A 14808-nucleotide genomic window follows, 5' to 3' on the forward strand; every position below is an offset into this window, starting at 1 on the left:
AATTTGAGACTCAAACTAAGCGCATTTGATGTGATAAACGGGATATTGATGCTTCTGTTCTGTTTTTCGATTATTTATCCATTTATATATTTGATCGGGTATTCGCTCAGTACTGCTGAAAGCTTGTATTCAGGAGGCGTGTCTCTGCTGATCTGGCCTAAGGAAATAACATTTGAGGCATACCGTAAATTCCTGTCGATGGATTTTATCTATACCGGTTTTTTTAATACGGTATTCCGCACAGTGATCGGTACACTTCTATCTCTTTTGGTTATGAGTTGTGCAGCCTATGCTTTATCGAAAAAGTACTTGCCGCATCGCAAATTTTATACGACCATTTTTATTATTACCATTTTCTTTAATGGCGGCTTGATTCCAACATATTTACTTATGCGTAATTTACATTTGATTGATAATATTTGGGTGTTTGTGCTGGGGCCGCTTATAAATGCTTTTTATTTGCTGATTTTGCGTAATTTCTTTATGCATATTCCCCCCGAATTAGAGGAATCGGCTAAAATGGATGGAGCGGGAGAACTGCGTTTTTTTTTCCAAATTATTATCCCGCTTTCATTGCCGTCCTTGGCGACTATTGGTTTGTGGCAGGCGGTTCATCACTGGAACAGTTGGTTTGATTCGCTGATCTATATCAACTCCATTGATAAGCATGTGATTAGCGTTCATATTCGCAGGCTGGTCATTGAGCAAGATGCCGCTATGAATGAAATGCTTGCCGGCATGGCCAATCAACAGGCGAAGAACATGCCAACGCCGGAAACGATGCGTGCGGCAGCCATTATGGTTACAACATTACCCATTCTGTGCGTGTATCCTTTTATTCAGAAGTATTTCGTGCAAGGTGTTATGGTTGGAGCTGTGAAAGGATAATAACAAATTCCGGGAGGTCGATCAAAAATGCGAAATATAAGAAAATCGCTATTGGCAGTCATGATTTCGACGGCACTGATGCTAAGCGCTTGCACTAATAGTCAGCCGCCTTCTAAAACTGAGGAAAAACCAGTAATTTCATGGGCAGGAGGACCGAATTATCCATTCAAAGATGACACATATGGTCAAAAGTATATGGAGGATACCTTTGGCATCAAAATTAAACCTGTTCGTGTCGATAATCAGGAAAAGTTGAATCTTCTCGTATCTACCGGTGAAATCCCTGATTTGATTGCTCTTGACAAGACAGAGCTATCAAATTATGTAAAAAATGATCTTTTGGCTCAAATTCCGCTTGAGATGATTCAGAAATATGCTCCAAACTATTATAATATCATGCTCAAGCAGGATGGGAAGGTATTCGTGAACAACAAGGTGAACGGAAAGAACTATGCTCTGCCCATTTTGGAGGCTAATACTGCTCCATATCCGGTAGCAATTCGCGGTGATTGGCTGCAAAATGTCGGGGCTGATATTCCCATAACACTTCAGGAATTGGAGAACGTGTTTATCAAATTCCGCAATGACGATCCAGACCGGAATGGGAAAAAGGATACGTATGCCCTCTCAACGGCAAGTGATAATCCAAACTTGTGGTTCAACTCGATTTTCGGTGCGTTTGGAACGAATCCGTTTATGTGGCATTTACAGAATGGTCAATTGGTGTATGGTTTTACGATGAACGAGACCAAAGATGCATTGAAAGTGTTGAAGAAGTGGAAGGATATGGATCTTATTGATCCGGAATTTATTACAGATAAGCGTCGCACCAGCGGTAAGGACGATGTTCCCTATAAGTTTGCCTCTGGTCGTATCGGCTATTTGGATACTCTCGCATATGCCGATTATCAATGGGACAATGACGGGCATTTGAACGCCAAGTGGGTATCGCTGCATCCGGAATGGAAAACGTTTTTCGATACTTCGGATAATCCGTATTCAACGGCTCCATTTACTAAATTGACGACTTCAGGACCTCAACCTGTCTATGTAAATGTCAAGCCGCCCGTCGGTCCCCAAGGGAAGTCGGGAACATTTGTCACGAACAGCCTGTCGAAATACGTTGTATTTGGTAAACAAGTTGAGAGCGACGAAGGCAAGATGATTAAGTTGCTTCAAATCGTCAATACGTTAATTAGCGACGAAAATGTCATGATCGCGATTGAAGTCGGCAAGGAAGGTGAGCAATGGATTTGGAATGAAAATCACCAAAGGGTTCCTAATCCAGAATTTCAAAAAAGCGAATTGTACCATCCGCAAGGCCGCAATATAGGAACCGGGTTATTCTTCGATGTTACCTACTCGTCTAATCCGGACATGTTGGCAATATTTGGAGGTCCTCGTGCCATTCAGCGTTACGAAACGACGAAGAAGAAGATCACGGACTTCCCTGGCATTATCAATGAGTTGAAGGCACCGCTACCTTCGGAAGCGAAATATTCCGATCTTAAGTCGAGTGTTCAAGAATATATCCTAAAGGCGATTTTGGGAGAAGTCGACATTGACGCAACTTATGCCGATCAGGTTCAGAAATGGAAAAACAGCGGCGGTGAAGTACTGACGAAGGAAGCCAATGAGTGGTATGCATCCGTTAAATGACCGGCTAACAGAGACGAATGAAAGACCGATGTCCATTAAAGAACTGAAGCAACAGTTTCTGCAGCCTTCTAATAACTATTCTGCTGCTCCGTTCTGGTTCTGGAATGACGTGTTGGACCGGGTTACGCTTGCTTCCCAGATGAAGGATTTTCGTGAAAAGGGTGTATATGCATTTGTTATTCACCCGCGGATTGGTCTGCCCGAATCTATCGGATTTCTTTCCGAGGTATATTTGGACTGGATGCAATTCGTGATTGAGGAAGCAAGTCGTACCGGAATGAAAGTTTGGTTATACGACGAGGCCATGTATCCGTCAGGATCAGCACACGGAATGGTCGTGAAGATGCTCCCGGAGCATGCTAGCAGGGGACTCAAGGTGATCGAGGTAACTCGAATGAGTTCCCTGGAGCTGCTTCGGATTCAGGAGGGGGAACGGCTGATTTCGGCACAGAAGGCACGTCTGCTGCCGGATGGAAAGCTTGAAGCAGAATCGCTGCGTATCATGAATGTGGAAGAACCTATTGGCTATTTAACTAATAGCCTCGCGAAGGATGAGGTATTACTGCTTTTTGTCGAGCATTATACAGGGGGGTTATTCGAGGCATCCATTACGGCGAGGATTCTCATGAGCCTGGCGCGCCGTTATACCCGGATGTGCTCCATCCTGCAGTTGGAAGGGCGTACGTCTCTATTGTGTATGAGACATATCGGAAGCGTTTTGGACCGTATTTCGGCAATACCGTGGTTGGTATATTTACTGACGAGCCTCATGCCCTGGGAAAGAAAAGGAAGCTGCCTCCGGGTGCAAAGCAGCCCGTTCCCTGGACAACCGGCTTCATGCAGTTAGCTAACAATGAGAATGTTGATGAGAGGGATCTGGCGTGGTTATGGTACGATTCTGACACGAATACCGAAGATTATGTTCGTCGACAGTATCAAAAGGCGGTACAACGACAACTGGCAGTTGCCTTCTATGAACCGTTATTTGCATTCTGCGAAGCGAACGGTGTAGCGCTGTGTGGGCATCCGATGAATCCCGATGATTATGGGCTCCTAGCCTATTTCCACATACCTGGTCAGGACATAGTGTTAAAACAATTGCTTCCGGGACATTGCAATGCTTTGACAGGGCCGGACAGCACACAAGGCAAATGCTCTTCAGATGCGGCAAGACATTCAGGCAAACGCCGGAATAGCAATGAATGCTTTGGCGGCTATGGGTGGTCGCTGACCGTCAGTGATATGAAATGGATTATGGATTGGCTGTTTATACGCGGAGTAAACGTGCTGCATCCGCATGCCTTTTATTATTCCGTTCGAGGAGAGCGTTCGGGGGAACGTCCGCCCGATGTAGGACCTCATAATCTATGGTGGCCTCATTTCAAGCGGATTGCGGAGTATATCAAGCGCATGTGTTGGATGAATACGGACAGCTGTAATTCAGCTGAAGTTGCTATTCTGACCGATGAATATCATTTGTCATGGAGAGCCGCCAAGCCTCTGTATCAGGCGCAAATTGAATTCAATTATATAAGTGAGCATGAGGTTATGCGGTCTAAGTTGGACAAGCTTGAAGGGACAATGAATCTTGGCTGCAACCGTTACCGTGTTCTTATTTTACCTGAAGACTATCGGATATCGGCAGCTATGAGCGATATACTGCTTCAGTTGCAGTTGGGTGGTGTCTCCATTTTAGGTTATATGTGCAAAATTCCGCATCTTAAGATGTGTTCCGTTGCGACGGATGAGGGAGAGTTTGTAAAGCTTGTTGACCTGAATATCCCGCGTAAAATGCTTCTGGAACCGCCATGCTCGGATATGCGCGCGAGTATGCTGAAGAAGGGGAAAACTACGTTCGTTATGGTGATGAACGAGGGGCAGGAAAGTTATGAAGGAATGATTCGTTTTCCCGGCATGATCAGCGCCCGATATGAAATATGGGATGCCTGGAATGGTTCGATCAAGCCTGCGGATTCTTCGATCAGGGGAGACGAAGGAATTAGTCTGAAGCTTGGAAAGCGCGAGTGCCTTGTCGTGGTCATTGACACGGAAGCGGCATCTATCGGGTCTACGCAGCTCGATGAAGCCTCTAGAGGACAGGATTATCAATACAGCAGCATATCATGTAATGAGATTACTGTGCCCTTCGACCAGGCCTGGATGTGTTACGGGTTACCTTGTGGTCCCGTTAGGGTGAAAAGGTTTGGTTCGTGGGCGGAATACGCGGGATGCGAGAATTTTTCGGGAACAGTGCGATACTTTAATCGGTTTCACATCAACGATCTATCTGATCAGTATGTCCTCGATTGCGGTCAGGTGGGTGATTTTATGGAAGTACGAGTCAATAAAAAACACGTCGACGTCCGATTTTGGGAGCCATATGAGGTGAACATTACGGATTGGTTGAATCCTGGAGTCAATTTGATCGATATCCTTGTCTCCAATAGTATGGCCAATCATTATGAAAAAGTGGGCAGGGCATCCGGACTTCTCACAGGAGTTCGGATGCGTCGAATTATAAGTAACAATAAAAAGTACGGAGGTTTTTATGAATCATAATAAATCAATTGTTCTCAATAATGTGCAGCATATCGTTTTGTATCGCAACAATTTCGAATTTAGTTCTTGGCCGTTCAACGCTGGAATGTGGAAAGTATCTGACGATGAAATTGTAGTGGGTTTTATGAACATAGCTTGTAATTACCAGCACGCTGGCACGATCCACCATGACCGGGTTGAAATGTTTAGCAATATTATGGTTGTCCGCACAACGGACGGAGGACAAACATGGACCGAACCCCAAAGGATTGTAAACAATGTTCGGTTATATGATCAGTTGCGTTATGGACCTGTCCATGAGATCACGGAGGGGGTTGATTTGATCAACCCTCGATCGCTACTGCTCTGCTGGAGTACTCCGGATTCCGCAGCTGCCGACGCAAAGGCATGGGTCAGCTTGTCCAGCGATGCAGGACATACATGGGGAGAAGCGGTTGTGCTCCCCTCCTGCGGTATTCCGCGGTTTCAGGGAAGACCGTCGTATCTAGTACGTCCTGACGGAACGATTCTGCTTTTTTTGACAGCAAAACCGAAAACGAGCCCGTATGACCGGCCTGTGGTGTATGCATCTTTCGATCAAGGCTGCAATTGGACGCTTGTGTCCATGATGCCGGGGAGTCAAGAGTACAGAATGATCTGCCCATCGCCTGTGCTTTTTGACGATGGCAGAATATTAGCTGCCATCCGATGCAAGCCTTCTATGGAATCAGCATGGGGTGAAGTATATGCGTCTGATGACGGAGGACGGACGTGGAGTTATTTGTCGCGAATTAATGATCATGGCGATACGGTTCATTTGACCCTTATGAGAGATGGCAGGCTGTTCGCAGTGTACGGCTATCGCAGACCGCCTTATGGTATTAGGGCGCGCATAAGTGAAGATCGGGGATTAACGTGGGGCCCCGAGCTTATCCTTCGCGATGATGGCGGCAGCCGCGATTTGGGGTATCCAAGAGCGGTAGAGTTGTCGGGTGGAAGGATGCTTGCTGCTTACTATATGAATGACCGCAACGATGCGATCCAGCAGAATGGTGGCGTACGCTATATCGCGGGAACGATTCTGGAACTGTAGGCGTCCGTTGCAAAAGTGCGAATAGAAGGAGTGAATGGATATCATGTTTATGAATTTGGCGCATAGGGGAGCTTCTCACTATGCTCCGGAGAACACGTTTGCCGCCTTTTATAAAGGATTGGAGATGGGAGCTAATGGACTGGAAACTGATCTGCGCAGAACGAATGATGGTGTAATTATTCTGCAGCACGATGAGCAATTGGATCGAAATACGAATGGAAATGGTAAATTGTCTGATTATACTTGGAGAGAAGTTGCACAACTTGATGCAGGATCATGGTTCTCTGATTTTTATCAGGGGGAACCGCTTGTTACACTGACGTCTTTTTTCAGGCATTTCGCTCGTCGTCCGGTTCTGCTGGCGCTTGAACTCAAGGAGCCTGGGATGGAGAAGGAAGTAAGCGAGATGATCGCAGTATGGAAACTATACGAACGGGTCACCATAACTGCATTCGATTTTGAGGTTTTGCAGGAGTTGAGAAGACGGGATGACAGAGTGCGTCTTGGTTACCTGACGTACGGTTGGGATTCAAAAGTACGGGATCAGTTAGCTGGGATTCGAGCGGTTCAGTTTTGTCCCAAGGCTGATCTGGTAACTGTAGGACTTGTCAACGAAGTTAAACAAGCAGGTTATGAAATAAGAGCATGGGGAATTCGCAAAGAAGAGCAGATGATGAGCTGTTTACAGGCATCTATTGATGGAATGACCATTAACTATCCTGATCGATTGACTGAAGCCTTGAAGGCGTCTGGAGGCAGTGTGAACTAACTTAGGAAACAACTTGGATAGCAAAAATTGTACAGTATTGGTTAAAGTAACGGAATTCATACCGCTTTAATAAATTAATGAGGTAAATCATTAATTGAAGGCTTCTTGATCCGGTTACTATGTCCTATTTGGTAAATCTCAGTTTAGGAACAAAATGCATGAAACTTCAAAACACGCCATTTTGCATCGGAAATCGTAGCGGAATGGCGTGTTTTTTAGGTGCGCCTGGCATGGGAGATAACTAGTAGACAGATTCTCAAGTAAAGATGTGGTATACTCTAAGAAAGCGAATGAACGGAGAGATACCATGCCTTTTAAATCCACCAAAGACAAACTGACCTTAAATGAGCAAGACCTGAACCTTCTAAAGCGAATCAGCCAAGCGCGTTCTGAAGAATTTCGACGGGTTGAACGTGCCCGAATGCTCCTGCATTATGCAGAAGGTCTCAGCATTCCGAAAATTACTGAGTTGTTGCAAACAACGGTTCCTAAAGTGAATCGTTGTGTGGATAAAGCGCTTGAACAGGGGGTTGGAGCCGCACTGAAAGAAGAAAAACGCTCGGGTCGTCCTCCTGAAATAACCGATGAGGCGAAAACTTGGATCGTTGAACTTGCCTGTCAGAAGCCCAAAGATCTCGGGTATTCTTATGAGGTCTGGACGAATCGATTACTGTCCAAGTCCCCACCCACAACAAAAGGAATAGACAGATGCCAACTCAGTATATCAACTATTATCCCATCATGACGATGAGGTTCACATCGAAGCAGTGCCGCTAGACAACAAGCAAATCTGCCCATGCTGCGCTTCGGATCAAGCGGTCATTCGGAAGGGAAGCAATGGTATGCGAATCGTCCGACATCTCCCTTTATTTGAGAAGAAGACCTATTTGCATGTGCCGACCATTCGCTTGTATTGCACACGCTGTGAAGCCGGATTCGTATAGCTATACGATTTCGTTGGCTCCAAGCAGCGTTACAGCAAGCTTTTTCGCTCCCGTACGGTCGAACAAGCGCTTGGATCCGCGGATGCAGCAAGTGCCAGCAAGTACCGTACAACACATGCATAACGAAGCGGTTCCTGTTCTTTGCGATGCGCTTTATGAACAAGTGTGGGAAGCAGTAAAAGAAATGGATGAGCTGATTCTGGGTGTCGATGACTTCGCGGTCAAGAAAGGTCATACGTATAACACTGGCATTCACAACCTGAAAGGCGAGACGATGCTGGATCTGCTGCCAGGCCGAAAGCTGGAAGCACTGCGGGCGTATGCCCAGGCACATCCAGACCTCCTTCTGCTTGATCCCAAGGCCGTAGTCATGGATTTGGCTCAGGCGTATCACACCTGGATTAGCGAGTGTTTTCCGAAAGCGATACGCATCGCGGACCGTTTTCATGTTCACGGTTATGTGATCGAAAGCGTGCAGGAAGTTCGGAAAACCGTTCAGCCTACATTGTCGCCGCGAGCGAAAGCTTATCTGAAAGCGAATCATCGTTTGCTGAATCCGCCCTCCGAATCACTGGACGAGCAAAGTAGAAAGAAGTTGGATGCGATACTGAATTACTCCCGTTTGTTGCGCAGCGTGTGGGAATGGAAAGAAGCGTTCACGACGTGGTACGACTGTTCACCAGGCTACACCGTTGCCAGGATGGGATTTGAGCGCTGGTATAGTCAAGGTGAACAGATCGAGCATGCTGCCGTCCAATGTGTGCTGAAGACCATGCGCAATTGGCAAGAAGAAATCGTAAATTACCACCAATGCCGATGGACAAACGCAACCGTAGAAGGCCGTCATAATCGCGTTAAAGCCTTTCAACGCCGCCATTATTTCACATGGAATTGCAGTCGCTACAAAGCGGGGATTCTGATTGCATGTAACCGCCATCGGATGTTATGACAATAATCAAGCACTGATTTTAAGGTTGAGCCCCAAATCTTTGATAGGATGGTGTTTGCGAAGACAACATCACCCAAAGAGAGGAGCACCTTTTAGATGAAGTCTACCACAGACGTCAGCAAAATCAAGAGTGAATGTTTCATTCCGCAAACTGCAGCACGATGCGCTGCTCCGTCGCTTTCTTGGCGGTCGCCTACCGCATCATAGCTTGCTGTATAAGGAGCTTGGGAGACTTGGCCGGTCGTGTCCGTCACTGCCGGATGAACTGCGGAAGCTGAATCAGGGGATCATCGCACCTTGCTTGCCCCATGGCCTTATTCTCGATCTGGATTCCACGGTGGAAACGGTCTACGGCGATCAAGCCGGCGCGGCCAAGGGCACGAATCCGCACAAGCCCGGGCGAAAAAGTTACCATCCCCTGCTGGCCTTTGAAGGAAAATCCCGCTTGAATCTGAATGCCGTCCTGCGGCCAGGTAACACGCACTCTTCTACGAACGCCGCTGACTTTCTAAAACAAACTTTCGATCTGCTCGGCGAACGCAAAGTGAAGTATGCCCGATTTGACAAGGGCTTCGGCGGCGAAGACTTCTACCGACTTTGGGAAAGCAACAACGTTGGCTATGTCGGCAAACTCAAGTGGACAAAGCGTCTGGCTAAAGAAGTTCGGGCCTGCCGCTATTGGACTCGCTATGTCGACGAAGAGTGGATCATCGAAGGCATTACCCTAATCTACAAAGCGACGTCTTGGACAAAGTCTCGGTGTATAGCGATTATTCGCAAAACCCAGGTGTTCGAACACGGCCAAGGGCGCATTGTGTTCGATGAGGACTGGCAGTATGAAGCTCTTGTAACCAATCTGGAATGGGCACCGATTGTTCAGCCATCCCTCGTAATTAGGGGATAATCTCACGAATGCTCACTCATTCGCAGGATTTCTATTGTATTGGATGTCGGTGAAGTTTGGAATGTAGGGATTCTGGCCCATCTCATTGGCTAATAGGCATGCAGGAACAGAGGCAGCGTTCATAACGCTTCCAGTTTTACCCTATTGTGCACTACTCCACTTTGCCTCTGAGGACTCTTCTTCCTGTTTGCGGATGAAGTTCGGGAACTTGATTATAAGTCCGCGCTCCAACAGATCATGACGTTTTTCTTGGAGTTGACGAATCTCAAAACCAAATGGGAGAAGTCTGTGCTTTTTAGTCAACTCCAGCAATGGATTGCCGGTGTGCCCAGCTATATCAAGGTTTTACTGACTGATCTTAGCTGCGAAAGTTGAGTTATTAATGATTCCATCTCACTTAATGCGTTATTGCAGCCTGTAATCGTCGATTTTCTCTCCGTCTTCCCATACTTCCACGAACAGGGCGTCGCACCCGTCAAAATCGGCGGGAGTGAGCGCCAGCGCTTTTTCTTCGTCGGTGCTAACAAAGACGTTGTCCATCTGTTCGCCCTGCAGCGAGATAACTACGAATATTTTCATATAAACCTCCGTCTCCTGCCGCGGCAGCTTTCGTCTTGGTCAATGATTCAATCCATTTTCTCATGAAAAGCTTGGGGCTTCGTTATTCGGGCGGGCCGCGCCCTCAAACGGCTAAAGTCCGCTCCCTCGGGCCAGCTCGGCGATCCGCGCGTTGGCTTCGCCCTGATACAAGCCGCCGTGATAGCAGATGACGGTGTGGATGTCGTACGCCGCCAGCTTGGCCAGCGATTGCAGCGCCTGCTCCATGTTCAGCGTCTCCTGCGGCGCGGGGCCTTGCAGCGAGCCGTCCGTGACCTTCAGCGCGTCGCCTGCGATAAGCGTTCGGCTGGCTTCGTGGTACAGACTAATATGCCCCGGCGTATGGCCCGGAGTCGCGATGACCCGGATACCCCCGCCGTAAGGCAGCAGTTCTCCGTCCGCTATCGTTCGGTCCACCTGGGCTTTCGGCGGATTCTCCAGCAGCGCCTTCAAGCTTCGGCGCCATTCCAGCGGCACTTCCTCAGGCAGAGCGTCGATCTGCGCGAGCGCTTCGGGAGTTACTTTGAGCAATCTTCTTTCTCCCTGAATGTACGGCTTCTCCAGTTCATGCGCCAGCACTTGCGGCTTCGAGGGGGCAGCGCTTGTGAGATCGGGCAAATTCCCGATATGATCGATATCCTGATGGGTGATAATAATGTGCTGCAGCTGCTCCAAACTCGTTCCCGCTTGGCGGATCGCCTCCCGGAGCGAATGAATTTGGCGCGGGAAACCGGTATCGACAAGCACGGCGGTTTCGCGGTCCCGGATCAGCACCGGGTGCACGGTATCCTTTTGTCCCAACACGACGGCGGAAATGTCCAGTATCTGGATCTCTCGAGCTGTTTGCATGGTATCCCTCCAACTTTGAATGCTTAGTAAGGCTATTTCATCATACAAAGTTAGAATTTATTAGTCAATTAAAATTTTTATTATAACACATAATTAATAAAATGTCAAGAAAAATATTTTTATCGCATGAAGGAAGCCGCGCGTTAAAGCTCTAAAGCGTCTGTGGAAGAGCGTTTCTGGCTTGTCCGACATGTGGTATGATAAGAACATTCACATGGGCTTTAGCCGCTAAAAACGAGAGGGGAAACAGAGAATGAGTACGGAGATTGAACGCAAGTTTTTGATTACCGCTTTTCCTAAGGAGCAGTTGGAGTCGGAAGAGGTCCGGTTCGTCGGGAAAAGGCATATTTACCAGACGTATCTGGCCTACTCGGAAGATCAGGAGATTCGCGTGCGGAAGCTGGTCGATCACGAGGGACGGGCCTCCTATACTCATACGTTCAAATCGGGTCACGGCCTGGTCCGTCAAGAGGTGGAATATGAAATATCGGAGGAAGTGTACCGGCAGCTTCTGATGAATACGAAGTTTGTTCCTTTGGAGAAAATACGTACGAAGGTCGAGCGGCAAGGATTGTGCTATGAAATCGATGAATACAAGCAGATTGATCTGATGGTGGTGGAGGTCGAATTTGAGGACGAACAAGCGGCACAAGCGTTCGTACCGCCGCATTGGTTTGGAAGAGAACTGGGACAAGAGGAAGAGTTTCGGAATAAGTCTTTGTGGATAAGTTTGCAGTCACAAAATGTTCGTCTATAAAAGGATGTCAAGGGGTTGATAAACTCCCCTATCTGTATAATAATTAATAGTCTACTAAAACGAAATGAAACAGGGAGATTAAGATTCAAAATGCCGACATCGACTTCAGAAGAACAAAAACCGGAACAATCAACCCCGGAGACAGAACTGCAGCAGGTAGAGATTTTCAAATGCAAGGATGCCATTTGTAAAGCATGGATTCGCAAAGAATTTGTAACGGAAGCGTCACCGAGCTGTCCTTTATGCAAAGGCCCGATGGTGCGAAGCTATAAACATGTGCCCGTCGTCAAGAAAAAGGGGAACAAAAAGTTTATCGTAGGCAAACGCCGCCTCTAAGGCGCGCCCCTCGTGAACCGATCGACTTCAGACAGGCTCTATCAGGTTGCCGGCAATGATACCGGCAGCCTTTTTTTTGTTCTACGGCCCAGGAACCCTCTATAGGTGAACGGATGATCCGCGAGTATGCCGAAAGTCGCAGTTTCGCGTCATATGCCGCCGAGCGTTAAAATTTTGCATCGAAAAAACAGGAATTTTCCGATGATTTGACGAAATTTGTAATCACTACATCTTTTTCGTAAAAAGGAATCGTCCAGATGGCACATGATAAATTGGCCGTGAAGAGCCTCCTGATTCTGTTCATTTCCGTCGCGTGCTGCTGCGCGAACATGCTGCTCTGGCCGACTGCTCCGGCCGCGGCGTCGCCGGAAGCTCCGTTATCGCCGCCTATGAGCGAAGCGGCCGGCGGCACGCTGGATCTATCCGGCTGGAATCCCGAAGAGAGGGGCACCGTCCGTCTGAACGGGGAATGGGAGCTTTATTGGCGCCGGCTGCTCGAACCCCGCGACCTGAGCGCAGGAGTGGCGGAGCCCGATGCGTATGCCCGCGTGCCGGGGACATGGGGGCAGTATCGGATCGGCGGGGAATCTCTCGGCAATCAGGGCTACGGAACGTACCATTTGACTCTGCTGCTGCCTCCCGGCGCGGTATCGGACACTACGCTGGGCCTGTATATTCCTCATGCGGCCTCTGCCTACAAGCTGTGGGTAGACGGGAGGCTGCTGGGAGGAAAAGGGACGGTCGGCGCGAGCCGCGAACAGATGATTGCGGGAAATGCCGCCGATACGTATTATTTTGTTCCGTCCGGGCCCAGAGTGGAGCTGACGATACAGGTATCCAACTTCGTCCAGCGCAAGGGCGGGCTGTGGGATGAGATCAGGCTCGGTTCCAAGGAGCAGATTGCCCGCATCAGCGAGCGGAAGGTCGTGCTGCAGACGCTGTTGTCCGGCTGCCTCTTGATCATGGGGCTGTACCATTTGATTCTGTACGTACAGCGCCGGAAGGACCGGTCGACGCTATATTTCGGCGGTTTATGCGCCGTCGTCGGCGTCCGGACGTTATTCGTCGGAGATACGGTCGCCGTTCAGTTATTTCCGGCGATTCCGTGGGAGCTTGGCGTGAAGCTGGAATATTTGGGCGCCATTTACGCGCTGCCCTTGTTCGCGGCTTATGCCGAATCGCTGTATCCGAAGGAACTTTCCCGCCGCCTGCTCGTCTGGATCGTCTGGACCGCTTGCGCGGGCAGTCTGTTCGTGCTGGCGGCGGAGGCCCGGCTGTATACGCTGTTTATGCTGCCGCTCCAACTATTTATTATGGCCGTCTTCGGTTATATTGCCTGCGTATACGCGGCGGCCCTGCGCCGCAAGCGGGAGTGGTCGGGGCTCAGTCTCGTCTCGCTGGCCGCGATTATTGCGACTGCGTTGAACGACACTTTATATTACAACCGGCTTATAAATACCGGAGATTTGTTCCCGTACGGCGTGCTGGCGGCGGTCTTCATTCAAGCGTATATTTTATCGGTGCGCTTCTCGCGTTCCCTGGTTCAGGTGGAGAAGTTATCGGGGCAGATGGCGGCGCTGACCGGAACGCTGGAGCTGAAGATCAAGAAGAGAACGGAGCAGCTGGAGAAGTCGAACCGGGAGCTGCAGAACGTATCGGAGGAGCTGATCCGGCTGGAGAAGTCGCGCCGCCGGCTCTTATCCAACATCTCCCATGAGCTCGGCACGCCGCTTACCTTGATTCAAGGCTACGTCTCTGCGATGATGGACGGCGTCGTCCCGCCGGGGGATGCCAGGACGTTGAAGCTCGTCTTGGACAAGTCGGAGATGATGGACCGGATTATCGGAGATTTGTCGGAGCTGTCGAAGCTCGAATCGGGGCAAGTCCGCTTCCGGTTTATCGAGCTCGATCCGCTGCAGCTCCTCTACGATATTTACGAGCGCTATGAGACGGACATTCGCTCCGGCGGTCTGGAATTCACGATTCGCGCTGCTCCGTGCCCGTCCGGGACGTACGTGCCCGTCATATGGGCCGATCCGGCGAGACTGGAGCAAGTCTTCGTCAATTTCCTGTTCAATGCGCGCAAGCATACGCCTGCGGGCGGCTCTATCGCCTTGGAGCTGGAATGGGTCTGGCCTAAGCGGACGAAGGCAGCCTCATCACCTCGCGTCGTCTTCAAAGTCGCCGATACGGGAGCGGGCATACGGCCCGAGGATGCGCCGCGGGTGTTCAACCGGTATTTTCAAGCCGGGGACCGCGAGCAGGTGAACCGGACCGGGGTCGGGCTCGGGCTTGCCATCGCCAAGGAAATCGTCGGCTATCATAAAGGGAAAATCGGCGTTCACAGCGTACCCGGCAGCGGAAGCACCTTTTATTTCTCGCTGCCGCTGCGAATGAAGCAGGATAACGACGCATCGGATTCCGCAGACGGACTTTCGCTCTGAACCGGGGCGTTTATACCAAATGGACATCGTCAAGTCTTCCGTTCTGCCGCGGCAGAGAGGGGGGCTTTTTGCTGTGAAGGA

Annotated in this window: 12 protein-coding genes and 3 pseudogenes; 13 read left to right on the forward strand and 2 right to left on the reverse strand. The window is 49.2% G+C overall.

The genetic code is table 11. The features are described 5' to 3' along the window. The first annotated feature begins 3 nt into the window (after positions 1 to 3). The 10 genes and pseudogenes from SK3146_RS28350 to SK3146_RS28400 all read left to right on the forward strand — a co-directional run. Positions 4 to 888 (forward strand): carbohydrate ABC transporter permease, encoded by an 885-nt coding sequence (locus tag SK3146_RS28350; protein WP_249861919.1) that lies wholly within the window; start codon positions 4 to 6, stop codon positions 886 to 888. A gap of 27 nt (positions 889 to 915) precedes the next feature. Then, positions 916 to 2547 (forward strand): type 2 periplasmic-binding domain-containing protein, encoded by a 1632-nt coding sequence (locus tag SK3146_RS28355; RefSeq protein WP_249861920.1) that lies wholly within the window; start codon positions 916 to 918, stop codon positions 2545 to 2547. 28 nt (positions 2548 to 2575) lie between these two features. Next, the gene (locus tag SK3146_RS28360; protein ID WP_249861921.1) at positions 2576 to 3394 is read left to right on the forward strand and encodes a hypothetical protein; all 819 of its coding nucleotides are present in this window, start codon (positions 2576 to 2578) and stop codon (positions 3392 to 3394) included. Further along, on the forward strand, positions 3385 to 5106 hold the full coding sequence (locus SK3146_RS28365; RefSeq protein WP_249861922.1) for a glycosylhydrolase-like jelly roll fold domain-containing protein: 1722 nt from the start codon (positions 3385 to 3387) through the stop codon (positions 5104 to 5106). The genes SK3146_RS28360 and SK3146_RS28365 overlap by 10 nt, the downstream gene beginning before the upstream one ends. Then, on the forward strand, positions 5096 to 6178 hold the full coding sequence (locus SK3146_RS28370) for a sialidase family protein (protein WP_249861923.1): 1083 nt from the start codon (positions 5096 to 5098) through the stop codon (positions 6176 to 6178). Before SK3146_RS28365 ends, SK3146_RS28370 begins: the two co-directional genes overlap by 11 nt. 43 nt (positions 6179 to 6221) lie before the next feature. Then, on the forward strand, positions 6222 to 6947 hold the full coding sequence (locus tag SK3146_RS28375) for a glycerophosphodiester phosphodiesterase (RefSeq protein WP_249861924.1): 726 nt from the start codon (positions 6222 to 6224) through the stop codon (positions 6945 to 6947). 421 nt (positions 6948 to 7368) lie between these two features. Next, positions 7369 to 7692 carry a helix-turn-helix domain-containing protein gene (locus SK3146_RS28380; protein ID WP_434006917.1) on the forward strand — a complete coding sequence of 108 codons (324 nt, stop codon included), beginning with the start codon at positions 7369 to 7371 and terminating at the stop codon, positions 7690 to 7692. Beyond that, a pseudogene (locus tag SK3146_RS28390) lies at positions 7667 to 8840 on the forward strand (ISL3 family transposase); the annotation flags it as partial. The gene SK3146_RS28380 and the pseudogene SK3146_RS28390, both read left to right, overlap by 26 nt. A gap of 142 nt (positions 8841 to 8982) precedes the next feature. Further along, positions 8983 to 9714, forward strand: a pseudogene (locus tag SK3146_RS28395) (transposase); the annotation flags it as partial. 201 nt (positions 9715 to 9915) lie between these two features. After that, positions 9916 to 10119, forward strand: a pseudogene (locus SK3146_RS28400) (IS4 family transposase); the annotation flags it as partial. Positions 10120 to 10149: 30 nt separating this feature from the next. On the opposite strand, the gene SK3146_RS28405 reads toward SK3146_RS28400, so the two are convergent. Together SK3146_RS28405 and SK3146_RS28410 are read right to left on the reverse strand one after the other, a co-directional pair. Continuing rightward, positions 10150 to 10323, reverse strand: coding sequence for a hypothetical protein (locus SK3146_RS28405; RefSeq protein WP_249861929.1), 174 nt, complete (start codon positions 10321 to 10323; stop codon positions 10150 to 10152). Positions 10324 to 10434: 111 nt separating this feature from the next. Then, positions 10435 to 11190 (reverse strand): MBL fold metallo-hydrolase, encoded by a 756-nt coding sequence (locus tag SK3146_RS28410; protein WP_249861930.1) that lies wholly within the window; start codon positions 11188 to 11190, stop codon positions 10435 to 10437. Between the two features lie 253 nt (positions 11191 to 11443). Between SK3146_RS28410 and SK3146_RS28415 the strand changes: the two genes are divergently transcribed. The 3 genes from SK3146_RS28415 to SK3146_RS28425 all read left to right on the forward strand — a co-directional run bounded on the left by SK3146_RS28415 (position 11444) and on the right by SK3146_RS28425 (position 14727). Then, positions 11444 to 11947: a CYTH domain-containing protein gene (locus SK3146_RS28415; protein ID WP_249861931.1), complete on the forward strand. Its 504-nt coding sequence runs from the start codon at positions 11444 to 11446 to the stop codon at positions 11945 to 11947. A 90-nt stretch (positions 11948 to 12037) separates the two neighbouring features. Beyond that, positions 12038 to 12283 carry a cold-inducible protein YdjO-related protein gene (locus tag SK3146_RS28420; protein WP_249861932.1) on the forward strand — a complete coding sequence of 82 codons (246 nt, stop codon included), beginning with the start codon at positions 12038 to 12040 and terminating at the stop codon, positions 12281 to 12283. Between the two features lie 257 nt (positions 12284 to 12540). Then, positions 12541 to 14727: a sensor histidine kinase gene (locus tag SK3146_RS28425; protein WP_249861933.1), complete on the forward strand. Its 2187-nt coding sequence runs from the start codon at positions 12541 to 12543 to the stop codon at positions 14725 to 14727. The last annotated feature ends 81 nt before the right edge of the window (positions 14728 to 14808 follow it).

This window comes from Paenibacillus konkukensis (genome assembly GCF_023523925.1).
GTDB lineage: Bacteria > Bacillota > Bacilli > Paenibacillales > NBRC-103111 > Paenibacillus_S > Paenibacillus_S doosanensis.